The organism is Pseudomonas sp. BIGb0278 (assembly GCF_024809895.1).
In the GTDB taxonomy this organism is placed as follows: domain Bacteria; phylum Pseudomonadota; class Gammaproteobacteria; order Pseudomonadales; family Pseudomonadaceae; genus Aquipseudomonas; species Aquipseudomonas shirazensis.
The window spans coordinates 97,306-122,983 of the sequence record NZ_JANUEL010000002.1 but is presented as its reverse complement, the minus strand read 5'-3'; the positions used below and the strand labels follow the sequence as shown (position 1 = coordinate 122,983).

General features: G+C 62.1%; 24 protein-coding genes. 15 read left to right on the top strand and 9 right to left on the bottom strand.

What is annotated here, in order from left to right; translation table 11 throughout:
- Positions 1–22: 22 nt before the first annotated feature.
- The 4 genes from M2396_RS09330 (at position 23) to M2396_RS09315 (ending at position 5,316) form a co-directional block, all read left to right on the top strand.
- On the top strand, positions 23–913 hold the full coding sequence (locus tag M2396_RS09330) for a hypothetical protein (protein ID WP_150571557.1): 891 nt from the start codon (positions 23–25) through the stop codon (positions 911–913).
- Between the two features lie 20 nt (positions 914–933).
- On the top strand, positions 934–1,380 hold the full coding sequence (gene rplI, locus M2396_RS09325) for a 50S ribosomal protein L9 (protein ID WP_101315969.1): 447 nt from the start codon (positions 934–936) through the stop codon (positions 1,378–1,380).
- Positions 1,381–1,491: 111 nt separating this feature from the next.
- Positions 1,492–2,889 carry a replicative DNA helicase gene (dnaB, locus tag M2396_RS09320; RefSeq protein WP_101315971.1) on the top strand — a complete coding sequence of 466 codons (1,398 nt, stop codon included), beginning with the start codon at positions 1,492–1,494 and terminating at the stop codon, positions 2,887–2,889.
- A 129-nt stretch (positions 2,890–3,018) separates the two neighbouring features.
- Positions 3,019–5,316 carry a YgiQ family radical SAM protein gene (locus M2396_RS09315; RefSeq protein ID WP_259074377.1) on the top strand — a complete coding sequence of 766 codons (2,298 nt, stop codon included), beginning with the start codon at positions 3,019–3,021 and terminating at the stop codon, positions 5,314–5,316.
- Between the two features lie 146 nt (positions 5,317–5,462).
- On the opposite strand, the gene M2396_RS09310 is transcribed toward M2396_RS09315, so the two are convergent.
- Positions 5,463–6,050: a TIGR00730 family Rossman fold protein gene (locus tag M2396_RS09310; protein WP_259074375.1), complete on the bottom strand. Its 588-nt coding sequence runs from the start codon at positions 6,048–6,050 to the stop codon at positions 5,463–5,465.
- Positions 6,051–6,396: 346 nt separating this feature from the next.
- Here M2396_RS09310 and azu point away from each other — a divergent pair, with 346 nt between their 5' ends.
- Positions 6,397–6,846 (top strand): azurin, encoded by a 450-nt coding sequence (azu, locus tag M2396_RS09305; RefSeq protein WP_259074374.1) that lies wholly within the window; start codon positions 6,397–6,399, stop codon positions 6,844–6,846.
- Between the two features lie 64 nt (positions 6,847–6,910).
- Here azu and nadE read toward each other — a convergent pair whose 3' ends face one another.
- Together nadE and pncB are read right to left on the bottom strand one after the other, a co-directional pair.
- Positions 6,911–7,738 (bottom strand): ammonia-dependent NAD(+) synthetase, encoded by an 828-nt coding sequence (gene nadE / locus M2396_RS09300; protein ID WP_150572870.1) that lies wholly within the window; start codon positions 7,736–7,738, stop codon positions 6,911–6,913.
- 3 nt (positions 7,739–7,741) lie between these two features.
- A complete protein-coding gene (gene pncB / locus M2396_RS09295) occupies positions 7,742–8,947 on the bottom strand; it encodes a nicotinate phosphoribosyltransferase (RefSeq protein WP_150572869.1) in 1,206 nt (401 codons plus the stop codon).
- 663 nt (positions 8,948–9,610) lie between these two features.
- On the opposite strand from pncB, the gene M2396_RS09290 reads away from it, so the two are divergent.
- The 6 genes from M2396_RS09290 (at position 9,611) to M2396_RS09265 (ending at position 16,171) form a co-directional block, all read left to right on the top strand.
- The gene (locus tag M2396_RS09290) at positions 9,611–10,747 is read left to right on the top strand and encodes a branched-chain amino acid ABC transporter substrate-binding protein (RefSeq protein WP_101315983.1); all 1,137 of its coding nucleotides are present in this window, start codon (positions 9,611–9,613) and stop codon (positions 10,745–10,747) included.
- A gap of 154 nt (positions 10,748–10,901) precedes the next feature.
- Positions 10,902–11,816: an ABC transporter permease subunit gene (locus tag M2396_RS09285; protein WP_101315985.1), complete on the top strand. Its 915-nt coding sequence runs from the start codon at positions 10,902–10,904 to the stop codon at positions 11,814–11,816.
- Positions 11,817–11,818: 2 nt separating this feature from the next.
- On the top strand, positions 11,819–13,108 hold the full coding sequence (gene livM, locus M2396_RS09280) for a high-affinity branched-chain amino acid ABC transporter permease LivM (protein WP_101315987.1): 1,290 nt from the start codon (positions 11,819–11,821) through the stop codon (positions 13,106–13,108).
- Positions 13,105–13,980, top strand: coding sequence for an ATP-binding cassette domain-containing protein (locus tag M2396_RS09275; RefSeq protein ID WP_259074370.1), 876 nt, complete (start codon positions 13,105–13,107; stop codon positions 13,978–13,980). The genes livM and M2396_RS09275 overlap by 4 nt, the downstream gene beginning before the upstream one ends.
- Positions 13,977–14,693: an ABC transporter ATP-binding protein gene (locus M2396_RS09270; RefSeq protein ID WP_103435867.1), complete on the top strand. Its 717-nt coding sequence runs from the start codon at positions 13,977–13,979 to the stop codon at positions 14,691–14,693. Before M2396_RS09275 ends, M2396_RS09270 begins: the two co-directional genes overlap by 4 nt.
- A gap of 710 nt (positions 14,694–15,403) precedes the next feature.
- A complete protein-coding gene (locus M2396_RS09265; RefSeq protein ID WP_103435868.1) occupies positions 15,404–16,171 on the top strand; it encodes an SDR family oxidoreductase in 768 nt (255 codons plus the stop codon).
- A 48-nt stretch (positions 16,172–16,219) separates the two neighbouring features.
- On the opposite strand, the gene M2396_RS09260 is transcribed toward M2396_RS09265, so the two are convergent.
- From M2396_RS09260 to M2396_RS09250, 3 genes are all read right to left on the bottom strand, one after another.
- Positions 16,220–17,329, bottom strand: a complete 1,110-nt coding sequence (locus M2396_RS09260) for an AGE family epimerase/isomerase (RefSeq protein ID WP_259074368.1) — start codon at positions 17,327–17,329, stop codon at positions 16,220–16,222.
- A 58-nt stretch (positions 17,330–17,387) separates the two neighbouring features.
- Positions 17,388–18,020, bottom strand: coding sequence for an HTH-type transcriptional repressor FabR (fabR, locus tag M2396_RS09255; RefSeq protein WP_101315997.1), 633 nt, complete (start codon positions 18,018–18,020; stop codon positions 17,388–17,390).
- Positions 18,021–18,143: 123 nt separating this feature from the next.
- Entirely contained in the window at positions 18,144–18,509 is a 366-nt protein-coding gene (locus tag M2396_RS09250; protein WP_220632997.1) for a hypothetical protein, read from the bottom strand.
- Positions 18,510–18,837: 328 nt separating this feature from the next.
- Between M2396_RS09250 and M2396_RS09245 the strand changes: the two genes are divergently transcribed.
- Positions 18,838–20,901, top strand: a complete 2,064-nt coding sequence (locus M2396_RS09245; protein ID WP_259074363.1) for an AsmA family protein — start codon at positions 18,838–18,840, stop codon at positions 20,899–20,901.
- 60 nt (positions 20,902–20,961) lie between these two features.
- On the opposite strand, the gene M2396_RS09240 is transcribed toward M2396_RS09245, so the two are convergent.
- Positions 20,962–21,492, bottom strand: a complete 531-nt coding sequence (locus tag M2396_RS09240) for a bacterioferritin (protein WP_101316002.1) — start codon at positions 21,490–21,492, stop codon at positions 20,962–20,964.
- A gap of 43 nt (positions 21,493–21,535) precedes the next feature.
- Positions 21,536–21,877, bottom strand: coding sequence for an osmotically-inducible lipoprotein OsmE (gene osmE / locus M2396_RS09235; protein WP_150572865.1), 342 nt, complete (start codon positions 21,875–21,877; stop codon positions 21,536–21,538).
- 123 nt (positions 21,878–22,000) lie between these two features.
- On the opposite strand from osmE, the gene M2396_RS09230 reads away from it, so the two are divergent.
- The 3 genes from M2396_RS09230 (at position 22,001) to M2396_RS09220 (ending at position 24,321) form a co-directional block, all read left to right on the top strand.
- Entirely contained in the window at positions 22,001–22,891 is an 891-nt protein-coding gene (locus tag M2396_RS09230) for a triacylglycerol lipase (RefSeq protein ID WP_101316006.1), read from the top strand.
- A 78-nt stretch (positions 22,892–22,969) separates the two neighbouring features.
- Positions 22,970–23,242, top strand: a complete 273-nt coding sequence (locus M2396_RS09225) for a PsiF family protein (RefSeq protein ID WP_101316008.1) — start codon at positions 22,970–22,972, stop codon at positions 23,240–23,242.
- 71 nt (positions 23,243–23,313) lie between these two features.
- Entirely contained in the window at positions 23,314–24,321 is a 1,008-nt protein-coding gene (locus tag M2396_RS09220) for an AI-2E family transporter (protein ID WP_101316010.1), read from the top strand.
- Between the two features lie 51 nt (positions 24,322–24,372).
- Here the strand turns inward: M2396_RS09220 and M2396_RS09215 are convergent, their stop codons facing one another.
- The gene (locus M2396_RS09215; protein ID WP_150571345.1) at positions 24,373–25,644 is read right to left on the bottom strand and encodes an Hsp70 family protein; all 1,272 of its coding nucleotides are present in this window, start codon (positions 25,642–25,644) and stop codon (positions 24,373–24,375) included.
- Positions 25,645–25,678 lie beyond the last annotated feature (34 nt).

The window sequence follows — 25,678 nt, the reverse complement described above, 5'->3', positions numbered from 1 at the left end:
CGACAAGTAGCAAGGGATAAGCATGCGAGCGTTGGCTGATTTCATCATGCGCGGTCGCGTGCAGGCCGCTGTAGTAGTGGCCGGTTGTGCGGCATTGCCGCTGTTGTTCTGGTTGTGTGCCGCCGCTGGGAGCCTGGTGTTCCTGCGGCGCGGTTTCAAGGACGCTTCCTCGGTCATCGTCTGGGGCATTTTGCCGGCGTTGGTCTGGTGGGTCTTCGGCGAGCCGCGCACCTTGATGGTGTTGCTGGGTACGCTGGGGTTGGCTGCGCTGTTGCGCGCCGGGCATTCCTGGAACCGGGTGCTGTTGTCCAGCATTGCACTGGGCCTGTTGTATGGCCTGATTCTCAGTTCGGTGTTCCGTGAACCGATTGAAGCTCTGGCGCGAGCGCTTGAAAAAGCCCTGCCGCAGATGCTCGACGGTCTCTACCAGCAGTTATCGGTAGAGGAGCAGGCACGCCTTGGGAGTCTTGTCGTACCGGTGCTCAATGGCCTGATTGCGGCTTTGCTGCAGGTTGTCAGTGTGTTGTCCCTGATGTTGGGGCGCTACTGGCAGGCCTCGTTGTACAACCCGGGAGGTTTCGGCCGCGAGTTTCAAGCGGTACGGATTCCCTTGGTGCCAACGCTGGTATTGCTGGGGTGCATGGTGTTGGGTCCGAACCTCGGTTCTGCCCTGGCGCTGCTCACGCCGCTTTGCAGCGTACCGCTCATGTTTGCCGGGCTTGCCCTGCTGCACGGGTTGGTGGCACAGAAACGTCTGGGCAGATTCTGGCTGGTCGGGTTGTACGTGACGCTGGTGCTGTTCATGCAGCTGACTTATCCGCTGCTCGTGGTCCTGGCCATTGTCGATAGCCTGGTTGATTTTCGCGGTCGCAAGTCGCCTCAGGGTGACGATTCCGCGAACGGTGAAGGTTAAAAGTTAAGAGGTTTTACCAAATGGAACTGATCCTGCTGGAAAAAGTCGCTAACCTGGGCAACCTGGGCGACAAAGTTAAAGTTAAAGCCGGTTACGGCCGTAACTTCCTGCTGCCGTTCGGCAAGGCCACTGTTGCCAATGCCGCCAACGTCGCTGCGTTCGAAGAACGTCGCGCCGAGCTTGAAAAAGCTGCAGCCGACAAGAAATCTTCGGCTGAAAGCCGTGCTGCCCAACTGGCCGAGCTGGAAGTGACTATCACTGCCACCGCTGGCGACGAAGGCAAGCTGTTCGGTTCGATCGGCACCCACGACATCGCTGATGCCCTGACCGCCTCCGGCGTTGAAGTGGCTAAAGCTGAAGTTCGTCTGCCGAACGGCACCATCCGTAACGTTGGCGAATACGACGTAGCCGTGCACCTGCACAGCGACGTTGAAGCCACCGTTCGCGTGGTTGTCGTTGCAGCCTAAGCTGTAGCACTCGGCTGGCTCCTCGTGGGCTAGCCGGTTAACATTGGGCGCGGCTCTGCTTTGCAGGCCGTGCCCTTTGTTTTTCTCATCACCCAGAATTCTATTGTGGCCATGAACGAGATCACCCATCCAGAACAGCTCGACCTGCAAACCGCTGCGCTGAAAGTGCCGCCGCATTCCATCGAGGCCGAACAGGCCGTGCTCGGTGGTCTGATGCTGGACAACGAAGCCTGGGAGCGGGTGCTGGATCAGGTCTCGGATGGCGACTTCTACCGGCATGACCACCGCCTGATCTTCCGTGCCATCCACAAGCTGGTTGATCTCAACCAGCCGTTCGACGTGGTCACCCTGCACGAACAGCTCGACCGCGAAGGCCAGTCGAGCCAGGTCGGCGGCCTGGCGTATCTGGCCGAGCTGGCCAAGAACACCCCGTCGGTTGCCAACATCAAGGCTTATGCGGCGATCATTCGTGAGCGCGCCACGCTGCGCCAGCTGATCAGCATCAGCACCGATATCGCCGACAACGCCTTCAACCCGCAAGGGCGCAACGCCGCCGAGATTCTTGACGATGCCGAGCGGCAGATCTTCCAGATCGCCGAGGCGCGGCCCAAGACCGGCGGCCCGGTCGGGGTCAACGACCTGCTGGCCAAGGCCATCGACCGCATCGACACGCTGTTCAACTCCGACAGCGACATCACCGGTATCTCCACCGGCTATACCGACCTGGACGGCAAGACCAGCGGCCTGCAGGCGGCCGACCTGATCATCGTTGCCGGCCGTCCGTCGATGGGTAAAACCACCTTCGCCATGAACCTGGTGGAAAACGCCGTGCTGCGCAGCGACAAGGCGGTGCTGGTGTTCTCCCTCGAGATGCCAGGCGAATCGCTGATCATGCGGATGCTCTCGTCGTTGGGTCGCATCGACCAGACCAAGGTGCGTTCCGGTCAGCTTGATGATGACGACTGGCCGCGCCTGACCTCCGCAGTCAACCTGCTCAACGACCGCAAGCTGTTCATCGACGATACCGCCGGTATCAGCCCTTCGGAGATGCGTGCGCGCACCCGCCGTCTGGCGCGTGAGCACGGCGAGATCGGCATGATCATGGTCGACTACTTGCAGCTGATGCAGATCCCGGGCTCCAGTGGTGACAACCGTACCAACGAGATTTCGGAGATTTCCCGCTCGTTGAAAGCCCTGGCCAAGGAATTCAACTGCCCGGTCATTGCCCTGTCGCAGTTGAACCGCTCGCTGGAACAGCGCCCGAACAAGCGCCCGGTCAACTCCGACTTGCGTGAATCGGGTGCAATCGAGCAGGACGCCGACGTGATCATGTTTGTCTACCGGGATGAGGTCTATCACCCCGAGACCGAGCACAAGGGCGTCGCCGAGATCATCATCGGCAAGCAGCGGAACGGCCCGATCGGGTTTGTCCGCCTGGCGTTCATCGGCAAGTACACCCGCTTCGAGAACCTCGCCCCGGGGGCGTACAACTTCGACGACGACGAGTAACAGCCGGCGGTGCTGCTGCGCCGCCCGAGCCCCTCATCATGAATCCGACCATTACCGTCGGATTTGATCAAAATTTGTGCTATATTCCGCGCCCGCGATTTCCCTGCACACCAAGAACCGGTCACTGACATGCACGCAGCCAAACCACTTTACGACTATCCCAAGTACTGGGCCGAATGCTTCGGGCCAGCGCCTTTCCTGCCGATGAGCAGGGAGGAGATGGATCAGCTCGGCTGGGATTCCTGCGACATCATCATCGTGACCGGTGATGCCTACGTCGACCATCCGTCTTTTGGCATGGCCATCATCGGCCGCCTGCTCGAAGCCCAGGGCTTCCGGGTCGGCATCATTGCCCAGCCGAACTGGCAGTCCAAAGACGACTTCATGAAGCTTGGCGAGCCGAACCTGTTCTTCGGCGTCGCGGCCGGCAACATGGACTCGATGATCAACCGCTACACCGCTGACAAGAAGATGCGCTCCGACGATGCCTACACCCCTGGTGGTCTGGCCGGCAAGCGCCCTGACCGTGCCAGCCTGGTGTACAGCCAGCGCTGCAAGGAAGCCTACAAGCATGTGCCGATCGTGCTCGGCGGCATCGAGGCTTCGCTGCGCCGCATCGCCCACTACGATTACTGGCAGGACAAGGTCCGCCATTCGATCCTGATCGACGCCTGCGCCGACATCCTCCTGTTCGGCAACGCCGAGCGTGCGGTAGTTGAAGTCGCGCAGCGCCTGTCCCACGGCGAAACCATCGAGCAGATCACTGACGTGCGCGGCACCGCCTTCGTACGCCGCGACACCCCGGCCGGCTGGTTCGAAATCGACTCGACGCGCATCGACCGTCCGGGCAAGGTCGACAAGATCATCAACCCGTACGTGAATACTCAAGACACCCAGGCCTGCGCCATCGAGCAAGCCAAGGGCGAGGTCGAAGATCCGAACGAAGCCAAGGTGGTGCAGATCCTCGACAGCCCGGGCATGACCCGCGACAAGACCGTGCTGCGCCTGCCCTCGTTTGAGAAGGTCCGCAATGACCCGGTGCTGTACGCTCATGCCAACCGCGTTCTGCACCTTGAAACCAACCCGGGCAACGCCCGTGCGCTGGTGCAGAAGCACGGCGACGTCGACGTCTGGTTCAACCAGCCGCCGATTCCGATGACCACCGAAGAAATGGACTACGTGTTCGGCATGCCGTATGCCCGTGTGCCGCACCCGGCCTACGGTAAGGAGCGCATCCCGGCTTACGAGATGATTCGCTTCTCGGTGAACATCATGCGTGGTTGCTTTGGCGGCTGCACCTTCTGCTCGATCACCGAGCATGAAGGCCGCATCATCCAGAACCGCTCGCACGAGTCGATCCTCAACGAGATCGAGGAGATGCGCGACAAGGTGCCGGGCTTCACCGGCGTGGTCTCCGACCTTGGCGGGCCGACCGCCAACATGTACCGCATCGCCTGCAAAAGCACCGAGATCGAGAAGCACTGCCGCAAGCCGTCGTGCGTGTTCCCGGGCATCTGCGAGAACCTCAACACCGACCACACTTCGCTGATCGAGCTGTACCGCAAGGCCCGTGCCTTGCCGGGGGTGAAGAAGATCCTGATCGCTTCGGGCCTGCGCTACGACCTCGCGGTCGAGTCGCCGGAGTACGTCAAGGAACTGGTCACCCACCACGTCGGCGGTTACCTGAAGATTGCCCCGGAGCACACCGAGCGTGGGCCGCTGGACAAGATGATGAAGCCGGGTATCGGCAGCTACGATCGCTTCAAGCGCATGTTCGAGAAGTACTCGAAAGAAGCGGGCAAAGAGCAGTACCTGATCCCGTACTTCATCGCCGCGCACCCGGGCACCACCGACGAGGACATGATGAACCTCGCCCTGTGGCTCAAGGGCAACGGCTTCCGTGCCGACCAGGTGCAAGCGTTCTACCCGTCGCCAATGGCCTCGGCCACGGCGATGTACCACTCGGGCAAGAACCCGCTGCGCAAGGTCACCTACAAGAGCGAAGGCGTCGAGATCGTCAAGAGCGACGAGCAGCGTCGGCTGCACAAGGCATTCCTGCGCTACCACGATCCGAAAGGCTGGCCGATGCTGCGTGAAGCACTGGAGCGCATGGGCCGCGCCGACCTGATCGGCCCGGGCAAGCACCAGTTGATCCCGCTGCATCAGCCGCAGACCGACGGCTATCAGAGTGCACGGCGCAAGAACTCCACGCCGAGCGGCAGCCACAAGGTCGGCAAGGAACAGAAGATCCTTACTCAGCACTCCGGGTTGCCACCGCGCGCCAGTGACGGCAGCAAGCCGTGGGACAAGCGTGAGAAGGCCAAGGCCGAGGCGTTTGCGCGTAACCAGCAGGCGGCCAAGGAGCGTAAGGAAGCGGCCAAGGGCGGCGGCAAGAAGAAGCCGCGTCAGCCAGCGGTTCCGCGTTGATCTGAAGGTTGATGGGGCCGCTTTGCGGCCCTTTCGCGACGCAAGGCCGCTCCCACATGGTCAGCGCCGCCTTCGAGGCGTGCACCGGATCTGTGGGAGCGGCCTTGTGTCGCGAAAGGCCCGCGCAAGCGGGCCCAGATGCACGGTCAGTCAGGTGCGCGATCGACCCACTTGGGCACCACCGGCGCGACGAATTCATCCATCCCGTCCAGCAGCGCATCCGCCTGCTGCCCGAGCAACAGCATCGCCCGGTGCTGCGGCCGCACAAAACCTTCTTCGACAATATGGTCGAGGAACCCGCCCAGCTTGGTATAGAAGCCGTTTACATCGAGCAGTCCCAGCGGCTTGGCGTGGTAGCCCAGTTGCCCCCAGGTCCACACCTCGAACAACTCCTCAAGCGTCCCCAAGCCACCCGGCAGGGCAATAAAGGCATCGCTGAGTTCGGCCATACGGGCTTTGCGTGCATGCATGCCGTCGACCACTTCCAAGCGGGTCAGCCCACTGTGGCCGACTTCGGCGTCGACCAGGCTCTGCGGGATGATCCCGATCACCTCACCGCCGGCCGCCATCGCCGCGTCGGCAACCACGCCCATCAGGCCGACCGCGCCGCCGCCGTAGACCAGGCGTAGGCCACGCCGGGCAATCGCTTCGCCGAGGGCAACGGCCGCTGCGCGGTAGGCGGGGTTGGCGCCGATACTGGCGCCGCAGAACACACAAACGGAACGTACAGGCATTGCTTCTCTCCCTTTACAGACGTCCAAGGGTAAAGCGCATGCCTGTCGCTTCCAAGATCGGATTTATTCGGGACGGGAAAACTCGCAGGCCGCGCCAGTGGTGCCATGGGCGTAAGCGGCGAGCAGGCTGTTCATCAAGCTACCAAGGGACATATCGTTTGCTCCTAAATGAGAGGTTGTCCCATCGTCGGTTATGCAGGCATGATGTGCACTTAGATTGGTTGTATACAATCCATAGAACAAATTTACTGGCTGCCAGCCGAACACTGCCTTGATGCATATCAGGCACGCTCGTTCCGCTTTCAGGCAGACTCGCAATTGATAAACCCTGCCAAGGAGATTCACGATGTTTGCGAAAGCTGTAGCGGTATCCCTGCTGACCCTCGCCAGCGCTTCTGTGTTTGCAGCCGAGTGCGCGGTGACCATTGATTCGACTGACCAGATGTCCTACAACAGCAAAGAATTCACCGTCGACAAGAGCTGCAAAGAATTCACCGTGACCCTGACTCACTCCGGCAACCTGCCGAAGAACGTCATGGGCCATAACCTGGTGGTCAGCAAGACTGCCGACATGCAGGCCATTGCCAGCGAAGGCATGACCCAAGGCATCGACAAGGGTTACCTGAAGGAAGACAACGCCAATATCATCGCTCACACCGCGATGATCGGTGCGCCAGAGAAAGAAACCAAGGTCACCTTCGACACTTCCAAGCTGGAAGCTGGCGGCGACTACAGCTTCTTCTGCACCTTCCCAGGCCACATCTCGATGATGAAAGGCAAGGTCGTGGTCAAGTAAGCCACGCCACAAAAAAAGCCCGCCCGCGATCAACGTCGCGGTCGGGCTTTTTTATCGCCGCCGATTACGGCGCGAACGGCAGCTCGCGCTTGTGCTGGGTCTTGCGGTAGGTGCTGACGATGATATCGAAGGCATGCTGGTCGACAGGCTCACCGTGCAGGAAGGCATCGATCTGCTGGTAAGTGATGCCGTGCGCTGCTTCATCTGGCTTGCCTGGCTCAAGGTCTTCGAGGTCCGCGGTCGGTACTTTCTCGACCAGTGACTCAGGCGCACCAAAGGCACGAGCAATAGCACGTACCTGGTTCTTCACCAGGCCGCTGAGCGGCGCCAGATCACAGGCGCCGTCGCCGAACTTGGTGAAGAAGCCCATCACCGCCTCGGCCGCATGGTCGGTGCCGATCACCAGGCCGCCACGGGCGCCGGCGACGCTGTACTGGGCCACCATGCGCATGCGCGCCTTGATGTTGCCGACCACGAAATCGACCATGGCCGGTGCGCCGTCCTGCAGCACATCGACCTTGCTCTTGAGCCCAAGCACGGCGGGAGCGATGTCGATGGTGTGCACTTCATCGGCCTTGATCACATCCAGGCAGGCCTGCGCGTCGTGTTCGTCGTGCTGCACGTTGTACGGCAGACGCACGGCGATGAAGCGATAGCCGTCATCGCCGCTGCTGGCGCGCAGTTCGTTGACGGCGCGCTGGGCGAGCAGGGCGGCGGTCAGCGAGTCGACCCCGCCACTGATGCCCAGCACCAGGGTCTTGAGCCGGGCGTTGGCCAGGCAGTCCTTGATGAAGGCCACACGCCGGGCAATTTCGGCTTCGAGCGCGGCGGCATCGGCGAATGGCGGCTGCACCTTGAGCTGCTGCGCGATCTCTTGCTGAACGGCTTGCATGGGTTACTCCTTGTGGGCAACTTTGAATACGTGACGCAGGTAGGCGACGAAGTTTTCATCGCGGCACTGTGTCTTGGCGGCCTCGTCGGAAATCTTCGCTACCGGCGAGCCATTGCAGTCGGTCATTTTAAGCACGATGCTCATCGGCGCTACTCCCGGCAGGTCGCAGGTGAGGTTGGTGCCGATGCCGAAGCTGACATTGATGCGACCACGCAGGGCACGGAATATCTGCAACGAACGCGGCAGGTCGAGACCGTCGGAGAACACCAGGGTCTTGGTCATCGGATCGATGCCCAGTTGCTGGTAATGGGCGATAGCCTTTTCCGCCCAGGCCACCGGCTCGCCGGAGTCGTGGCGCAGGCCGTCGAACAGCTTGGCAAAGTACAGATCGAAATCATTGAGGAAGGCATCCATGGTGATGCAATCGGTCAAGGCGATGCCGAGCAGGCCGCGGTACTCGCGGACCCAGCAGTCGAGCGCGGCGATCTGGCTGTCAATCAGGCGCGGGCCGAGTTGCTGGTGGGCCATCAGCCATTCATGGGCCATGGTGCCCAATGGTCTGATATCCAGTTTCCATGCCAGATCGACATTGCTGGTGCCGACGAAGCGCCCCGGGAAGTCATCGCGCAGGACCCGCACGACTTCTTCCTGGACGCGGCTGGAGAAGCGCCGCCGGGTGCCGAAGTCGGCTACCTGCAGTTCGGCCAGTTCGTCCTCGCTGGCGTTGGCCCTGAGCCAGTCGAACTTGCGGTAGAGCTGATCGCGGGCAGCCGCCAGCGGCATGTGCGGGTGCAGGTGACGGTTGCGCACCTCGCTGATCAGCGCCAGCAGCGGCACCTCGAAGAGGATCACATGCAGCCACGGGCCTTTTAGACGCAAGCACAGCTGATCGTCTTCGATGCCCAGATGGACATAACGCAGGTTGAAGCGGAACAGGCGCAAAAAGCGCAGAAAGTCTGGCTTGAGAAAGCTGATGCGCTCAAGAAACGCCAGCTGGCCGTCGTCCAGGGTCAGCTCGCTGAGCAGCTCGATCTGGCGGCGAATCTCGCCCAGATAAGGGCGCAGGTCTTCGCCGTTGCGGCAGCGAAACTCCCACTCGACATCAGCATCGGGATAGTTGTGCAGCACCGCCTGCATCATCGTCAGCTTGTAAAAATCGGTGTCGAGCAGGTTGTGCACGATGCGCTCAGAGAATGCGCTCTCGCTCATTGAAAGCTCCAGGTCGGCGGCGCTCGCTGAAACGGCGCAAGCGCGCGGGAATGGCGATCATTGTGCCAGCCTTTGCGCTTCACAGGGCACTCACAGTTGACCGCACTACCTTTACCTCGCGCGGAGCCTCTGTAGGAGCGGCCTTGTGTCGCGAAAGGCGTGCGCAGCGTGCCCGGCGATTTTGCGGTGCAGCAGAAATGCTGGGGCCGCTACGCGACCCTTTCGCGACACAAGGCCGCTCCTACCCCTGACCGTGTCGCGGCTGGTGCGGGCAGGCTTCGCGCAGCCCTGCAACGGGGCTGTAACTGCCAAAACCCGGACGTTTTCGCGCGCAGCGACTAGCCTTGAAACAGTGCCCCCGTAGCAGTCGCGCACCAGCGGTGTGCACTTCGGTGACGTCGACAGTTACCGGCAGGTTGCACGTTGACACTGGTGCTGGTTGCAATGATGGCACTGCTCGGTTGCGCCTATATTGGAGGAATGGTGGCGCCCGCTTCGTTGTAGACGGTTGCACGCTCAATGAACGATGCCCGGCGCCGGCCTCCAGACGGCCAGCCAGGCGTGTTTGCTCGAAATGCAAAGTCAGTGGCACGGCGCTTGCTCTGATCAGCAAGCAGAACGTTGTAGTGCCAACCAAAAAAAAGACTCTAGGAGCACCACCTCATGTCGCAGACGTTTTACAAGAAAGGCTTCCTGGCTCTGGCCGTGGCAACGGCACTGGGTGTTTCTTCGTATGTGCAGGCCGACATCAAGATCGGCGTCGCGGGGCCAATGACCGGGGCCAACGCAGCGTTTGGCGAGCAGTACATGAAAGGTGCGCAGGCTGCGGCCGACGCGATCAACAAGGCCGGTGGGGTCAACGGCGAGCAGATCAAACTGGTAGCCGGCGATGACGCCTGCGAACCGAAACAGGCCGTAGCGGTAGCCAACAAGCTGGTCGACCAGGAGAAAGTGGTTGGCGTGGTCGGGCACTTCTGCTCGTCCAACACCATCCCAGCCTCCGAGGTGTACGACGAGGCCGGCATCATCGCGATCACCCCAGGCTCGACCAACCCGCAGGTCACCGAGCGGGGCCTGTCGGCCATGTTCCGCATGTGCGGGCGTGACGACCAGCAAGGCATCGTTGCCGGCGACTACATCGTTGATGTGCTCAAGGGCAAGAAGGTCGTGGTGCTGCACGACAAGGACACCTATGGCCAAGGCCTGGCCGATGCGACCAAGGCGCAGCTGGAAAAACGCGGCGTCAAACCGGTGCTGTATGAAGGCCTGACTCGCGGCGAGAAAGACTTCAGCGCGGTGGTCACCAAGATCCGTGGCGCCGGCGCCGATGTCGTCTACTTCGGCGGCCTGCACCCGGAAGCCGGTCCGCTGGTACGTCAGCTGCGTGAAGCTGGCCTGAAAGACGTCAAGTTCATGTCCGATGACGGTATCGTCACCGACGAACTGGTCACCACCGCAGGCGGCGCGCAATACGTCGACGGCGTGTACATGACCTTCGGCGCCGACCCGCGTCTGCTGCCAGACAGCAAGGCGGTAGTGGATCAGTTCCGCAAGAACGGCACCGAGCCTGAAGGCTACACCCTGTATGCCTACGCCTCGGTACAGGCCCTGGCTGCTGCATTCAATGGCGCCAAGTCGAACAAGGGCGAAGACGCCGCCAAGTGGCTCAAGGCCAACCCGGTGCAGACCGTCATGGGCGAGAAGACCTGGGACGCCAAGGGTGACCTGAAGATCTCCGACTACGTGGTCTACCAGTGGGATAAAGACGGCAAGTACCACCAGCTGGAAAAACAAAAATAACAACGGCGCAAGGCCCGGGCACAGACCCGGGCTGACGCCCAGGCGGTATCTGTCTTTATCCGTAGATCTGCACCTGTGCTGCACCACGCGGGCCGCCTGACGGCAGCCCCGCTGTGGCCAGCGCAGGGGCGATCTCACTCAGCGAGATTGCGTTATGGATGGTATTTTCCTGCAGCAACTGGTCAACGGCCTGACTCTAGGGTCGGTCTACGGCCTGATCGCCATCGGCTACACAATGGTCTATGGCATCATCGGCATGATCAACTTCGCGCACGGCGAGGTGTATATGATTTCCGCCTACCTGGCGGCAATCAGCCTGGCATTGCTGGCTTATTTCGGTGTCGAATCCTTCCCGCTGCTGATGCTCGGCACGCTGCTGTTCACCGTGGTGGTGACCGGTGTGTACGGCTTCACCATCGAGCGTATCGCGTACAAACCCCTGCGTAACTCCACCCGCCTGGCGCCGCTGATCAGCGCTATCGGCATCTCGCTGATCCTGCAGAACTATGCGCAGATCAGCCAGGGCGCTCGCCAGCAAGGCGTGCCGACCCTGCTCGAAGGCGCGCTGCGGGTCGAGGTTGGTAGCGGCTTCGTGCAACTGACCTACACCAAGATCTTCATTCTGATTGCTGCCTTTGCCGGCATGGCCCTGCTCACCTACGTGATCAAGTACACCAAACTTGGGCGGATGTGCCGCGCCACCCAGCAAGACCGCAAGATGGCCTCGATTCTGGGTATCAACACCGACCGAGTGATCTCCTACGTATTCGTCATCGGTGCGGTCATGGCCGCCCTGGCTGGCGTGTTGATCACCATGAACTACGGCACCTTCGACTTCTATGCCGGCTTCATCATCGGCATCAAGGCGTTCACCGCCGCGGTGCTCGGCGGCATCGGTTCGCTGCCTGGAGCCATGTTGGGCGGGATCATCCTGGGCATCTCCGAATCACTCTTCGCCGGCCTGATCAACTCCGACTACAAGGACGTGTTCAGTTTCTCGCTGCTGGTGTTGATCCTTATCTTCCGGCCACAAGGCCTGTTGGGCCGCCCGCTCGTGGCTAAGGTGTGAACATGTCTGCTGCCAATTCTGCTTCTTCCGGTTTTGATATCAAACGCAGCCTGATCGAGACCATCGTCGCCGGCCTGCTTGCCCTGATCGTGTTCGGCCCGGTAGTCGGCGTGGTGCTCGATGGCTATACCTTCAACGCCGAGCCCGCCCGTGTGGCCTGGCTGGTCGGCGCGGTGATGGTCGGGCGCTTCGTGCTCAGCCTGTTCTTCCAGAGCGGCACCGGCCAGCGCATGCTGCAGGGCTTCGACAGTGGTGGCTCGGGCGTGCATGTGCTGGCGCCGGACTACAAGTCGCGGCTGCGCTACATCATTCCGGCGCTGATCGTGATCGCCATCGTGTTCCCGATCTTCGCCAACAAGTACCTGCTGACGGTGGTGATTCTCGGCCTGATCTACGTGTTGCTGGGCCTTGGCCTGAACATCGTAGTCGGCCTGGCCGGCTTGCTCGACCTTGGCTACGTGGCGTTCTATGCCATCGGCGCCTACGGCCTGGCGCTTGGTTACCAGTACCTCGGCCTGGGCTTCTGGACGGTGTTGCCGCTGGCCGCCATTGCAGCGGCACTGGCCGGCTGCATATTGGGCTTTCCGGTGTTGCGCATGCACGGCGACTACCTGGCGATCGTGACCCTGGGCTTTGGCGAGATCATCCGCCTGGTGCTGAACAACTGGCTGTCCTTCACCGGCGGGCCGAACGGTATGCCGGCGCCATCACCGACCTTCTTCGGCCTGGAGTTTGGCCGCCGGGCCAAGGACGGCGGGGTGCCGTTCCATGAGTTTTTTGGGCTGGACTACAACCCCAACGTGAAATTCCTGTTCATCTACATCGTGCTGTTCCTGGTCGTGCTGGCGGTGCTGTACATCAAACATCGGCTGACCCGGATGCCGGTTGGCCGCGCCTGGGAAGCGCTGCGCGAAGACGAGATCGCCTGCCGCTCGATGGGGCTGAACCACGTGCTGGTGAAACTCTCGGCATTCACCCTGGGCGCTTCTACCGCGGGCCTGGCGGGGGTGTTCTTTGCCACTTACCAAGGCTTCGTCAACCCGTCCTCGTTCACCTTCTTCGAGTCGGCGCTGATCCTCGCCATCGTGGTGCTGGGCGGCATGGGCTCGACCGTTGGCGTGGTGATTGCGGCCTTCGTGTTGACCGTGGCGCCCGAGCTGCTGCGCAGCTTCTCGGAATACCGCGTGCTGCTGTTCGGGGTACTGATGGTGCTGATGATGATCTGGCGACCGCGTGGGCTGATCCGGATCAGCCGCACCGGGGTAGTCCCGCGTAAAGGAGTGGCGCCATGAGCGACGAAGTCATTCTCTCGGTCGAACACCTGATGATGCAGTTTGGCGGCATCAAGGCATTGAGCGACGTCAGCCTGCAGGTCAGGCGCAACCAGATCTTTGCCTTGATCGGCCCCAACGGCGCCGGCAAGACCACCGTGTTCAACTGCCTGACCGGCTTCTACAAGGCCAGCGGCGGGCGCATCCAGATCAACCTGCGCGGTAACCAGACCGACGTGATCCAGCTGCTAGGCGAGCGCTTCCAGCCCAGCGACTTCGTGTCGCCGGCGCGTTTTGCCAGCCGCGTGTACTACAAGATGTTCGGCGGCACCCACCTGGTCAACCGCGCCGGGCTGGCGCGGACCTTCCAGAACATTCGCCTGTTCAAGGAAATGTCCGTGGTGGAGAACCTGCTGGTGGCGCAGCACATGTGGGTCAACCGCAATCTACTCGCCGGCGTGCTCAACACCAAGAGCTACCGCAAAGCTGAAAGCGATGCGCTGGACCACGCTTTCTACTGGCTCGAAGTGGTCGACCTGGTCGACTGTGCCAACCGCCTGGCTGGCGAATTGTCGTACGGCCAGCAGCGCCGCCTGGAGATCGCCCGGGCCATGTGTACCCGGCCCAAGATCATCTGTCTGGACGAACCGGCCGCCGGCCTCAACCCGCAGGAAACCGAAGCACTGAGCCGGATGATCCGCGTGCTGCGCGACGAGCACGACATCACCGTCGTGCTGATCGAGCATGACATGGGCATGGTCATGAGCATCTCCGACCACATCGTCGTGCTCGATCACGGCACGGTGATCGCGCAAGGCGCGCCGCAGGAAATCCGCCACAACCCGACGGTGATCGCCGCCTACCTGGGTGCAGATGAAGAGGAACTGGTATGAGTGCACCCATTCTCGAGCTGAAGGAGCTGGACGTGTTCTACGGGCCGATCCAGGCCCTGAAAAAGGTCTCGATGCACATCAACGAGGGCGAGACGGTCAGCCTGATCGGCGCCAACGGTGCCGGCAAGTCGACGTTGCTGATGTCGATCTTTGGCCAGCCACGGGCAGCGTCCGGGCAAATCCTTTATCGCGGCACCGACATCACCCGCAAATCGCCGCACTTCATCGCTTCCAACGGCATTGCCCAATCGCCGGAAGGGCGCCGGGTGTTCCCCGACATGACCGTCGAGGAGAACCTGATGATGGGCACCATCCCCATCGGCGACAAGCACGCCAGCGAAGACATGCAGCGTATGTACGAGCTGTTTCCCCGGCTCAAGGAGCGCCGCAGCCAGCGGGCCATGACCATGTCCGGCGGCGAGCAGCAGATGCTGGCAATCGCCCGCGCGCTGATGAGCCGACCCAAACTGCTGCTGCTCGATGAGCCGTCGCTGGGCCTGGCGCCCATCGTGGTCAAGCAGATCTTTGCCACCCTGCGCGAGCTGGCCCAGAGCGGCATGACCATCTTTCTGGTGGAGCAGAACGCCAACCATGCCTTGAAGCTGTCGGACCGCGCCTATGTGATGGTCAACGGCGAGATCCGCATGACCGGCACCGGCCAGGAGCTGTTGGTCAACGAGGATGTGCGCAACGCCTATCTTGGCGGCCATTGATGGTCAGGGGCCGCCATGCGGCCCCTTCTTTCAGCAAATGTGGACAACTTGTCGCACACCGTTGATTTAGCTTCTTTGAATCCCTCGCCAAGCCCTTGTTTGCACAGGTAGAAACTTGTCCACGGATCGTGTGGAACTGCCTGTGGACAACATGGTGGCACTCTGTTGCAGCCCTTTGTAATCAAGGCTTGTAGAGGTTTGATCATATTTTGATCAATGCCCTTTGGATACCTGTAACGGCGCCCTGATTAGCCCTGCAGCCGACGGATTTCGCGCCTGATCAATCTGTGGATAACTCTGTGCAAAAGCCTTGGACAGACTGCTGCAAGTGGCAGCTAGCATGGCTTTGCTCGACTTAACCTTTATAGGGTGCACGCTGGCCCTGTAGGAGCGGCCTTGTGTCGCGAAAGGGCTGCGTAGCGGCCCCACGATTTAGGCAACGCCGCAGAACTGCTGGGGCCGCTCCGCGACCCTTTCGCGACACAAGGCCGCTCCTACAGAGACCGCGTCTAAGCAGGTTGCAAGTTGCCCCCAATCGGTGGGGAGAGCCCTGTGGATAACATGCGCATAGCCTGCACCGGGCCTTATGCGGCAAGGCTTTGCGCAATGTGTACGTTTTTTGACCAGTCGCTTAAACGGCTTGCTGGCTGGGCCGGCCACGGGCATGCTTCAAGGCCTGCCGACGACACCCCATTGCGAAGGAGAACAGCATGACGTCTACCGTATTCATCACGGGCGCCACTTCCGGTTTCGGCGAGGCCACCGCCCGCCTGTTTGCCGACGCAGGCTGGAAGCTGGTCCTGACCGGCCGCCGTAAAGAGCGCCTGGATGCGCTGTGCGCCGAGTTGTCGGCCAAGACCGACGTGCATGGCATCGTGGTCGACGTGCGCGACCGCGCGGCAATGGAGCAGGCCATCGCCAACCTGCCGCCTGCGTTCGACAAGCTGCGCGGGCTGGTCAACAACGCAGGCCTGGCACTGGGTGCAGACCCTGCGCAGAAGTGCGACCTGGACGACTGGGACACCATGGTCGACACCAACATCAAGGGCCTGATGTACACCACTCGCCTGCTCCTGCCGCGGCTGATCGCTCATGGTCGTGGCGCGTCGATCCTCAACGTGGGTTCGGTGGCGGGTAACTATCCATACCCTGGCAGCCACGTCTATGGCGGCACCAAGGCGTTTGTCGGTCAGTTCTCGCTGAGCTTGCGCTGCGACCTGCGTGGCACTGGCGTGCGGGTCAGCAACATCGAGCCAGGCCTGTGCGAAAGCGAGTTTTCGCTGGTGCGCTTCGGTGGCGATCAGTCCAAGTACGATGCAACCTACGCTGGCGCCGAAGCGATCCAGCCGCAGGACATCGCCGAGACCATCTTCTGGATTCTCAACCAGCCGGCGCACATCAACATCAATAGCCTTGAGTTGATGCCGGTGAGTCAGGATTGGGCTGGGTTCTCGATCGATCGCTCGCCCAAAGGCTGAGCGCAGCAACGGGGCCGGCCTGCGGCCCCTTGGTGCGACGCGTAACCGTCAGGCCAGCGCGTCCAGCCCTTGCAGGCAGGTCGCCAGGTGATAGGGCGTGGTCGACGGCATGTCGTGCCGGCTGACCGCGCCGGTGGCGTCCAGGCATTCGCGCCAGCCGCCTGCATGCAGGAACTTGTCCTCCAGCGAGCGTAGCTGTTGCAACAGCTGCTGCTCACTGCCCGGGCGCAATGCCAACGCGCGCAGGTATTCTGCCTTGGCCCAGATACGCTGGGTTGGGTCGAGCACCTTGCCATTGATATCCAGGCTGGCGAGTACCGCCGCATCGATCACGCCATGGCGCTCGGCGTAGTCAAAGCCACGGGCGATCGATCCATGCAGCGCGCTGCTGTTGAGCAGCGGCGATGTTTCGAGCAGGTAGAACCACTCGAACTGATGACCAGGTTCGAACCAGTTATCCACAGCGCCGCGCGGTTTTTCCAGCATCAGGCCGTGCTCGGGCTCGATGAAGTGCGTTTGCAGCGCCTCACACAGTTGCAGCAACGCTTGCTGCACGTCCTGATCGTCGCGTACTGCGAGGGTTTGCAGGAAGGCTTCGGCCAGGTGCATCTGCGGGTTTTGCAGCGGTCCGCTGCCCAGGTCGGCCCAGTCTTCGCCCAGGCTTGCTTCATACAGGCCATCGTCGCGCGCGAAGCGTTCGGCTACCACTTCCAGCGCTGCGTTCAGTGTGGCTTCGACCAGCCCCTCCTGCACCTTGCCCCAGTAATGCGCGCAGGCGAACACGATGAACGCATGGGTGTACAGGTCCTTGCGCCGGTCCAGCGGCTTGCCGGCGGCGTCTACGCTGTAGAACCAGCCGCCGTGTTCGGCATCGTGGAAGTGGCGCTGCAGCGAACGGAACAATGCTGCGGCGCGCTCGGCGGCGCCGGCTTGCTCGATACGGCTGCTGAACAGGTACAACTGACGCGCGACGGCCATCGCCCGGTAGCGCTGCACGGGCAGTGGCTGGTGCTGTTCATCGAGGGCTTCGAAAGGCAGAGCCATTTCGTCGTTCCAGCCTGGGCCTTGCCACAGTGGCACGATGCGTTCAGCGAAGTGCTGACGGAAACGCGCCAGGCGGGTGCTCAGCTCGGGCAGGGTGGGGCGGGGGTCGGACATGGCAACGCTCGTCGCAATCGGGCAGGGCGCCATGATAGCAGCTAGCGGCCAAGGGTCGTCAGCCAGGGGTGCTCAAACCCTGCCAGTGGCGTGCACCGACAAAGATGAAGCGCAGCTGCTGGGTGATCTTCTCCTGCGCGCTGAGCGGCTGGGCGGTGTGCGGGTCAGGGCTGTCGATCAGCTCGGGCAGGGTGGCGAATACGGTCTTGACCACCAGGTCGGCCATCACTTCCAAGGCTGCCGCATCAAGGTGCTTCCAGCGCGGCATCAGGCCGAGGTCAGTGGCAAGGTCGGAACTGATGTGCTGGCGCAGGCGAGCGATGGCCTGGCGCACCGGCTGCGAGCCGCCGTATTGCTCGCGGGCGAGAAACAGGAACTGAGTGCGGTGCGCGGCGACCATGTCGAGAAAGATGCGTACCGAGGCATCGGTGATGCCACCCATCTCAAATTCGTTTTGCCGCACCAGGCGGATCGCGTGGCGGAAGGTCGCGTCGACTTCTTCGACCAAGGCCAGCCCGAGCGCGTCCATGTCAGGAAAGTGCCGATAGAAACCGGTGGGCACGATGCCGGCGGTCTTGGCCACTTCACGCAGGCTGATGCTGCCAAAGCCACGGCCGCTCTCCATCAACTGGCAGGCAGCGTCCAGCAAGGCTTGACGGGTCTGGAGCTTCTGTTCGGCGCGAGGCAGCATGGGGCAGGCTTCTGTGGCTGTACGACGGGGTTATTCTGGATAAAAAAACAAAGCCCGGTCAATGGACCGGGCTTGGAGGGTAGCAGGCGCAATATCGAGGATCGACCTTTTCTGCCATGGCAATCAGCTCACACGGCTGAGTTCAAGCAGACGATCCGAGCCACCTTCGGCTACTCGGCCACTGCGCTCGATCAGACGGTCCGAGCCACCTTCGGCAACACGGCCACTGCGCTCGATCAGGCGGTCCGAGCCACCTTCAGCGACGCGGCCACTGCGTTCGATCAGGCGATCAGAGCCACCTTCGGCGACACGGCCACTGCGTTCGATCAGACGATCCGAGCCACCTTCGGCAAGGGTGTTCAAAGGCTGCACGGCGGCCGCGTCGCTGGAGCGCGACTCGGCGGTCAGGTGCTGCTCCTGACCAGGCAAGGCGAAGGCACTGGTGGCTGCGATGGACAGGGCAAGGCTAAGCAGTAATTGGCGTTTCATGATCAGGGCGCTCCTCTGGAGGGCTGGAAAGTGGGTACGAAGCCAATGCTACCCGCCGCACCGCCAGAGAAAAGTTCATAAGGATAATGGTAACAATCGACAGGATTGATACTGTTGCAGCAGCGGCTCTAGCCCAGGCATTTCGGCTCCGCGCGCATGCCACTGAGCAGCTTGGTAACCATTCAATCTCACGGCAAAGCTGATGAGGTCGTCAGAAAATTCTTGGCTAGAATGCGCCATGGATTAAACCCAGCGGCTTTTCATCAGTCCAACTTATTAAGTGTCACCGTCGTGGCGCCATGAGCCATGCAGTCAGGAGAATCACGCAATGACGCGCCCCGCCAGAATCATCACCTGGACCCTCGCCACACTGATCACCTTGCTGGCGATCCTGGTGGTGGTGATCGCCACCTTCGACTGGAACCGCGCCAAGCCGCTGCTCAACGAGAAAGTCTCAGCCGCCTTGCAGCGACCGTTCGCCATCAACGGCAACCTCGCCGTCAAATGGCGCACCGAGCCTGAAGAAGGCGGCTGGCGCGCCTGGGTGCCGTGGCCGCACTTCATTGCCGAGGACCTGACCCTGGGCAATCCGGAGTGGCTCAAACAGCCGCAGATGGTCGGCCTGGAGAAGGTCGAATTTCGTCTGTCACCGCTGCCGCTGATCTTTCAGCACATTGTCATTCCGCGCATCAACCTGACCAAACCCAATGCCAGCCTGACCCGCCTGGCCGATGGCCGCGCCAACTGGACGTTCGATTTCGGGCCAAAGGATGAAAACGCCGAACCGTCGAAATGGGTGCTGGATATCGGCGCCATCGGTTTTGATCAGGGCAATGTCAGCTACAACGACCAGATCCTCAAGGCTGACATGAAGGTGCAGATCGACCCGCTGGGCAAGCCAATCCCGTTCAGCGAGATCGTCGGCAAGGCCCGCGCCGAGAAGAGCGCCGGCGCCCAGGACTACGCCTTTGGCCTCAAGGCCAGCGGCCGCTACAAGGATCAGCCGGTGTCCGGCACTGGCAAGATCGGTGGCCTGCTGGCGCTGCAGGACGCCAGCCAGCCGTTCCCGTTGCAGGCCGACGTGCGTATTGCCGACACCCATGTGGTGGTCGCCGGCACCCTGACCGACCCGCGTAACCTGGGCGCGCTGGACCTGCGCCTGAAGCTGTCCGGCGCGAGCCTTGGCAACCTCTACCCGCTGACTGGCGTGACCCTGCCGGACACACCTGCGTACTCCACCGACGGCCATCTGCTGGCCAACCTGCACGCTGCCGAGGGTGCGCGGTTCAGCTATGAAGGTTTCAACGGCAAGATCGGCGACAGCGACATTCATGGCGATCTGGCCTTTGTCGCGAGCAAGCCGCGGCCCAAACTGAGCGGCAAGCTGGTCTCCAATCAGCTGCTGTTCAAGGACCTTGCGCCGTTGATCGGCGCTGACTCCAACGCCGAGCAAAAGGCCCGTGGCGGTGCCAGCAAGCAGCCAGGCGACAAAGTGCTGCCGGTCGAAGAGTTTCGGACCGAGCGCTGGCGTGCAATGGATGCCGACGTCAGCTTCAGCGGCAAGCGCATCGTGCACAGCTCCAAGCTGCCGTTCAACGACCTGGCCGTGCACCTGATCCTCGATGACGGCCTGTTGCGCCTGCAGCCGCTGCGCTTTGGCGTAGCCGGGGGCAATCTCGCCGCCAACATCCGCCTGGATGGCCGTAACGTGCCGATGCAGGGCCGGGCCCGGCTGACCGCGCGTGGCTTCAAGCTCAAGGAACTGTTCCCAGGCTTCGCGCCGATGCAGACCAGCTTTGGCCAGCTCAACGGCGATGCCGATATCAGCGGCCGTGGCAATTCGGTTGCGGCGCTGCTCGGCACCGCCAACGGCGACATGCGCATGCTGATCAACGATGGCGCGATCAGCCGTGAGCTGATGGAACTGGCCGGCCTCAACGTCGGTAACTATGTGGTCGGCAAATTGTTCGGCGACAAGGATGTGCAGATCAACTGCGCGGCCGCCGATGTCGGCATCAAGGACGGCCTGGCGAGCACGCGCGTGTTTGTCTTCGATACCGAGAACGCGATCATCTATGTCGATGGCACGGTCAACTTCGCCAGTGAACAGCTCGACCTGAAGGTCACCCCGGAGTCCAAGGGCCTGCGCCTGTTCTCGCTGCGCTCGCCGCTGTATGTGCGCGGCAAGTTCGTCAAACCCAGTGCTGGTGTGCAGGCGCTGCCGCTGGCCCTGCGTGGCGCCGGTATGGTTGCCCTGGGCGTTGCGATTGGCCCGGCAGCAGGGCTGCTGGCGCTGATTGCACCGGGTGACGGCGAGCAGAATCAATGCACGCCATTGCTTGAGCAAATGAAAGCCGGCAAGGCGCCGGCGGAGGTCAAGACGAAGAAGTAAGGCGGGTTCGTTATCGGCCTCTGCACCGCAGGTTGCGGGCAGAGGCCAGAGGCTAGCGAATCACAGACCCTTGAGCAGGTCGGCCATGTCGTCGGCGTGCTCTTCTTCCTGGGCCAGGATGTCTTCGAAGATGCGCCGGGTGGTCGGGTCGCTCTCGCCGATGTACTGGATGATCTCGCGGTAGCTGTCGACCGCGATGCGTTCAGCCACCAGGTCTTCCAGCACCATCTCCTTGAGCGAGTTGCCCGCTACGTACTGCGCGTGGGAGTTCTTGCTCAGGTTGTCCGGGTTGAAGTCCGGCTCGCCGCCCAGCTGGACAATACGCTCGGCCAATTTGTCGGCGTGTTCGGCTTCCTGGGTGGCGTGCTCGAGGAACTCGTCAGCTGCTGCTGCCGCCTTGATCCCGCTGGCCATGAAGTAGTGGCGCTTGTAGCGCAGTACGCAGACCAGCTCGGTTGCCAGCGACTCGTTGAGCAGCTGGATGATCTTCTCGCGGTCGGCGCTATAGCCTTCGGTCACGGCGCCGTCTTCAACGTGCTGGCGGGCGCGTTCGCGCAAGGTGTGTTTATCGGTCAGTTCAACGTTGCTCATGCTTATCTCCGAGATATCAGGGTTGTCAGGGCTTCAGGAAGACTCACGCGCCAGTTGCGGCTTTCGTGTCTTCTTCTCGTTGTTTGCAGGTCTTGAAGCCTTTGGCATCGACGTGGCCGGTGGCATCGAAGCGCACGTAGTAGGGCTGTTGATGGCCATCACGGTTGAGGATGTAGTCGTTGCAGGTGCCGCCGTTGGGCAGGTCAATGACCATCGACGGGCTGCCACCGATGGCGATTACCTTCTGCATGGTCATGCCGTTCTCGACCTGCTTGACCAGCGGCTCGTCACGGTAGGTAACGTAGTCCACCGGGTTTTCCGGACGGCTGCCGCAGGCGGCCAGGGTTGCGCTGGCCAGAAGGATTGCCAAAGTCTGTTTGTACATGGTCCCGCTCCTTGCTCAGGGTGTGTGCAGGATTGGAACCGCAGCGCGGCTCAGGAGTTCGATTGTGGCTGTCATCTACCCCGCGTTAGTGTTGGCGCACGGCCAAACCCGAGGAGAACGGCAATGAAACAGGATCTGGCGACGCGATACCCGGTGGTGCTGGTGCCGGGCATGCTCGGTTTTGTCCGGCTGCTGGTTTATCCCTACTGGTTCGGCATCGTGTCGGCGCTGCGCCGCGGCGGTGCCAAGGTCTATCCCGTGCAGGTGTCGCCGCTGCATTCCAGCGAGGTGCGTGGCGAGCAGCTGTTGGCGATCATCGAAGACATCTGCCAGCGCAGCGGCGCCGCCAAGGTCAACCTGATCGGCCACAGCCAGGGCGCACTCAGCGCGCGCTATGCCGCTGCCAAGCGGCCAGACCGGGTTGCCTCGGTGACGTCGGTGGCCGGGCCCAATCACGGCTCGGAGCTGGCCGACCACCTCGAACGCACGGCGCCCGGGCACTCGCTTAAAGGGCGTGTGCTGCGCGTCGTGTTGCACGGCCTGGCGCGGTTGATGGGCTGGCTGGAAACGGGCTGGCGCCGTGAGCGGCTGCCGATCGACGTGCACGCGTCGCATCAGTCGCTGACCTGCGCGGGTGTGGCGCTGTTCAACCAGGCTTATCCACAGGGCCTGCCGCAGGAATGGGGCGGCGAGGGCGCCTATGAGGTCAATGGCGTGCGCTACTACTCGTGGTCGGGCACGCTGCAGCCAGGCTTGACCGACCAGGGCCGCAACCGCTTTGACGGCAGCAACCGCTTCTGTCGCCTGTTCGCCCGCAGCTTCGTCCGCGAGAAAGGCCAGTGCGACGGCATGGTCGGGCGCAACAGTTCGCACCTGGGCCAGGTGCTGGGCGATGACCACCCGCTGGATCATCTGGACATCGTCAACCAGTCACTCGGTGCGGTGGGCAAGGGGGCTGAGCCGGTGCGGCTGTTTACCGAGCACGCCGCGCGCTTGAAAGCCGCGGGGCTCTGATGGCGCTGGCACGCGGAAATAGTTGGCTACACTCAGGCTTGGATCCGTGCATTGGGCGCGGAACAAGGAGACCACTCCATGAAGCGACTGCAAGCGCCATTGCTGGTATTGGGCATGTTGATCTGCGCGCAGGGCTTTGCCGCCACCGCCCAGCAGGAAAAGATGAAGAGCTGCAACGCCGACGCCACTGCGCAGACCCTCAAGGGTGATGAGCGCAAGGCATTCATGAGCAAGTGCCTGAAGGTCACCCAGCAGGAGAAAATGACCCGCTGCAACGCCACCGCCACCGAGAAGACCCTCAAGGGTGACGAGCGCAAAGCATTCATGAGTACCTGCCTGAAGAAGAAATGAGCTGTATCTATGTTTGCGCGCCGAAGGCTGGCAGACTGCGATTCTTTTCCGCTGTCTGCCCCTGAGGCTGTATGACTTTCACCCCTCGCCAGGTCACCCTGGCCAGCTGGATCATCGTCTTTGCCGGCCTGTTGCTGGCCCTGCCGCTGAAGTTGTTGCCAAGCCTGCTCGCCGGCCTGCTGGTGTTCGAACTGGTCAATATGCTTACCCCGCGGCTACAGCCGATCATTGCCGGGCAGCGCGCGCGCTGGCTGGCGGTGGCGTTGCTGGGCACGCTGGTGGTGATCAGCCTGACGTTGCTGATTGCGGGCGCGTTCAGCTTCTTGCTGCATGAAGCGGAGAACCCTGGCGCCTCGCTGGACAAGTTCATGCTGCTGGTGGAGCAGGCGCGTAGCCAGTTGCCACCGTTCATCGAAGGCTACCTGCCGGCCAGTGCGGCCGAGTTCAAGGTGGCGATTGGCGAATGGCTGAGGAGCCACCTCGGTGAATTGCAGCTGGTTGGCAAGGGCATGGCGCACATGTTCGTCACCCTGCTGATCGGGATGATCCTCGGTGCCATCGTTGCCTTGCAGCGCATCCCCGATATCTCCCGGCGCAAGCCACTGGCAGCGGCGATGTTCGAACGGCTGGCGCTGCTGGTGCAGGCGTTTCGTAATATCGTCTTCGCCCAGATCAAGATCTCGCTGCTCAACACCTTCTTCACCGGGATCTTCCTCGCAGTGGTGCTGCCGCTGTTCGGCGTACACCTACCGCTGACCAAGACCCTGATCGTGCTGACCTTCCTGCTCGGCCTGCTGCCGGTGATCGGCAACCTGATGTCGAACACGCTGATCACCATCGTCGGCTTGTCGCTGTCGATCTGGGTGGCGTTGGCGGCGCTGGGCTATCTGATCGTTATCCACAAGGTCGAGTACTTCCTCAACGCGCGGATCGTCGGCGGCCAGATCAGGGCCAAGTCGTGGGAGTTGCTGCTGGCGATGCTGGTGTTCGAGGCCGCGTTCGGCTTGCCGGGAGTGGTGGCCGGGCCGATCTATTATGCGTATCTGAAAAGTGAGCTGCGCCGCGCCGAGCTGGTGTGAGGGGCAGGCCTGACAGCACGCGCTAACGCGCTGCCAGGCTTGCGCTGAGGCTCACAGCGCGCCGTAACGCTTGCGCGCTTCGATCGCCAGGCCGCTGCCGATGCTGCCGAAGATATTGCCTTCGACGTGGCGAGCATTGGGCAGCATCGCCGCAACGCTGTTGCGCAGCGCCGGGATGCCGCTGGAGCCGCCGGTGAAGAACACCGTGTCGACCTGGCCCTCAGTGACGCCAGCCTTGTTCAGCAATTCGCTGACGCTGCCGCGGACCCGTTGCAGCAGGCTGCCAATGGCGTCTTCGAACAACGCGCGGGTCAGCTCGACGGTCAGTTCCGGTTCGACCCGGCGCATGTCGATCTGGCGGCTGGGCTGGTCGGTCAGCTCGATCTTGCTGGCCTCGATCTCCATCGCCAGCCAGTGCCCGGCACGCTGCTCGATCAGCTTGAACAGACGATCGATGCCCAGCGCGTCTTCGATGTCATAGCGCATGTTGCCCAGCGCCAGCTGTGATTTCTGCGAATACACGGCGTTGATGGTGTGCCAGGTGGCCAGGTTCAAGTGGTAGCTGGTCGGCATCAGCGCACCGCTCTTCATCTTGCTGCCGTAGCCGAACAGCGGCATCACGCCTTGCAGGCTCAACTGCTTGTCGAAGTCGGTACCGCCAATGTGCACACCGCCGGTGGCGAGAATGTCACTCTGGCGCTCGGCCAGATGGTGGCGATCGGGCGACAGGCGAATCAGGGTGAAGTCGGAGGTACCACCGCCGATATCGACGATCAGTACCAGCTCTTCGCGGCTGATGCCGGACTCGTAATCGAAGGCCGCAGCAATTGGCTCGTACTGGAACGACACGTCCTTGAAGCCGATCTTGCGCGCTACGTCGGCAAGGGTGTCTTCGGCTTCCTGGTCGGCCGCCGGGTCATCGTCGACGAAGAATACCGGGCGGCCCAGCACGACTTGCTCGAAGCTGCGGTCGGCGTCGGCTTCGGCGCGTTTTTTCAGCTCGCCGATGAACATCCCGAGCAGGTCCTTGAACGGCAGGGCAGTGCCGAGCACGCTGGTGTCATGCTTGATCAGCTTGGAACCGAGCAGGCTTTTGAGCGAGCGCATCAGGCGCCCTTCGTAGCCTTCGAGGTATTCGTGCAGGGCCAGGCGGCCGTACACCGGGCGACGCTCCTCGATATTGAAGAACACCACCGAGGGCAAGGTGATCTTGCCTTGCTCGAGGGCGATCAGCGACTCGGCACCCGGGCGGTGCCAGCCGACCGTGGAGTTGGAGGTGCCAAAATCGATGCCCAGGGCACGGGCCGGGGATACGTCGGACATGGACAATTTACTTCCGGAGGCAAAACGGCCGCGC

What these genes read in the sequence shown, in the direction of transcription:
- M2396_RS09265 (WP_103435868.1), top strand. Translation starts at nt 15,404, where the DNA reads ATGACGTCTACCGTATTCATCACGGGCGCCACTTCCGGTTTCGGCGAG.
- osmE (WP_150572865.1), bottom strand. Translation starts at nt 21,877, where the DNA reads ATGTACAAACAGACTTTGGCAATCCTTCTGGCCAGCGCAACCCTGGCC.
- livM (WP_101315987.1), top strand. Translation starts at nt 11,819, where the DNA reads ATGTCTGCTGCCAATTCTGCTTCTTCCGGTTTTGATATCAAACGCAGC.
- nadE (WP_150572870.1), bottom strand. Translation starts at nt 7,738, where the DNA reads ATGCAAGCCGTTCAGCAAGAGATCGCGCAGCAGCTCAAGGTGCAGCCG.
- M2396_RS09275 (WP_259074370.1), top strand. Translation starts at nt 13,105, where the DNA reads ATGAGCGACGAAGTCATTCTCTCGGTCGAACACCTGATGATGCAGTTT.
- fabR (WP_101315997.1), bottom strand. Translation starts at nt 18,020, where the DNA reads ATGCTGCCTCGCGCCGAACAGAAGCTCCAGACCCGTCAAGCCTTGCTG.
- dnaB (WP_101315971.1), top strand. Translation starts at nt 1,492, where the DNA reads ATGAACGAGATCACCCATCCAGAACAGCTCGACCTGCAAACCGCTGCG.
- M2396_RS09260 (WP_259074368.1), bottom strand. Translation starts at nt 17,329, where the DNA reads ATGTCCGACCCCCGCCCCACCCTGCCCGAGCTGAGCACCCGCCTGGCG.
- azu (WP_259074374.1), top strand. Translation starts at nt 6,397, where the DNA reads ATGTTTGCGAAAGCTGTAGCGGTATCCCTGCTGACCCTCGCCAGCGCT.
- M2396_RS09315 (WP_259074377.1), top strand. Translation starts at nt 3,019, where the DNA reads ATGCACGCAGCCAAACCACTTTACGACTATCCCAAGTACTGGGCCGAA.
- M2396_RS09250 (WP_220632997.1), bottom strand. Translation starts at nt 18,509, where the DNA reads ATGAAACGCCAATTACTGCTTAGCCTTGCCCTGTCCATCGCAGCCACC.
- M2396_RS09230 (WP_101316006.1), top strand. Translation starts at nt 22,001, where the DNA reads ATGAAACAGGATCTGGCGACGCGATACCCGGTGGTGCTGGTGCCGGGC.
- M2396_RS09240 (WP_101316002.1), bottom strand. Translation starts at nt 21,492, where the DNA reads ATGAGCAACGTTGAACTGACCGATAAACACACCTTGCGCGAACGCGCC.
- M2396_RS09290 (WP_101315983.1), top strand. Translation starts at nt 9,611, where the DNA reads ATGTCGCAGACGTTTTACAAGAAAGGCTTCCTGGCTCTGGCCGTGGCA.
- rplI (WP_101315969.1), top strand. Translation starts at nt 934, where the DNA reads ATGGAACTGATCCTGCTGGAAAAAGTCGCTAACCTGGGCAACCTGGGC.
- M2396_RS09310 (WP_259074375.1), bottom strand. Translation starts at nt 6,050, where the DNA reads ATGCCTGTACGTTCCGTTTGTGTGTTCTGCGGCGCCAGTATCGGCGCC.
- M2396_RS09270 (WP_103435867.1), top strand. Translation starts at nt 13,977, where the DNA reads ATGAGTGCACCCATTCTCGAGCTGAAGGAGCTGGACGTGTTCTACGGG.
- M2396_RS09225 (WP_101316008.1), top strand. Translation starts at nt 22,970, where the DNA reads ATGAAGCGACTGCAAGCGCCATTGCTGGTATTGGGCATGTTGATCTGC.
- M2396_RS09220 (WP_101316010.1), top strand. Translation starts at nt 23,314, where the DNA reads ATGACTTTCACCCCTCGCCAGGTCACCCTGGCCAGCTGGATCATCGTC.
- M2396_RS09215 (WP_150571345.1), bottom strand. Translation starts at nt 25,644, where the DNA reads ATGTCCGACGTATCCCCGGCCCGTGCCCTGGGCATCGATTTTGGCACC.
- M2396_RS09245 (WP_259074363.1), top strand. Translation starts at nt 18,838, where the DNA reads ATGACGCGCCCCGCCAGAATCATCACCTGGACCCTCGCCACACTGATC.
- M2396_RS09330 (WP_150571557.1), top strand. Translation starts at nt 23, where the DNA reads ATGCGAGCGTTGGCTGATTTCATCATGCGCGGTCGCGTGCAGGCCGCT.
- M2396_RS09285 (WP_101315985.1), top strand. Translation starts at nt 10,902, where the DNA reads ATGGATGGTATTTTCCTGCAGCAACTGGTCAACGGCCTGACTCTAGGG.
- pncB (WP_150572869.1), bottom strand. Translation starts at nt 8,947, where the DNA reads ATGAGCGAGAGCGCATTCTCTGAGCGCATCGTGCACAACCTGCTCGAC.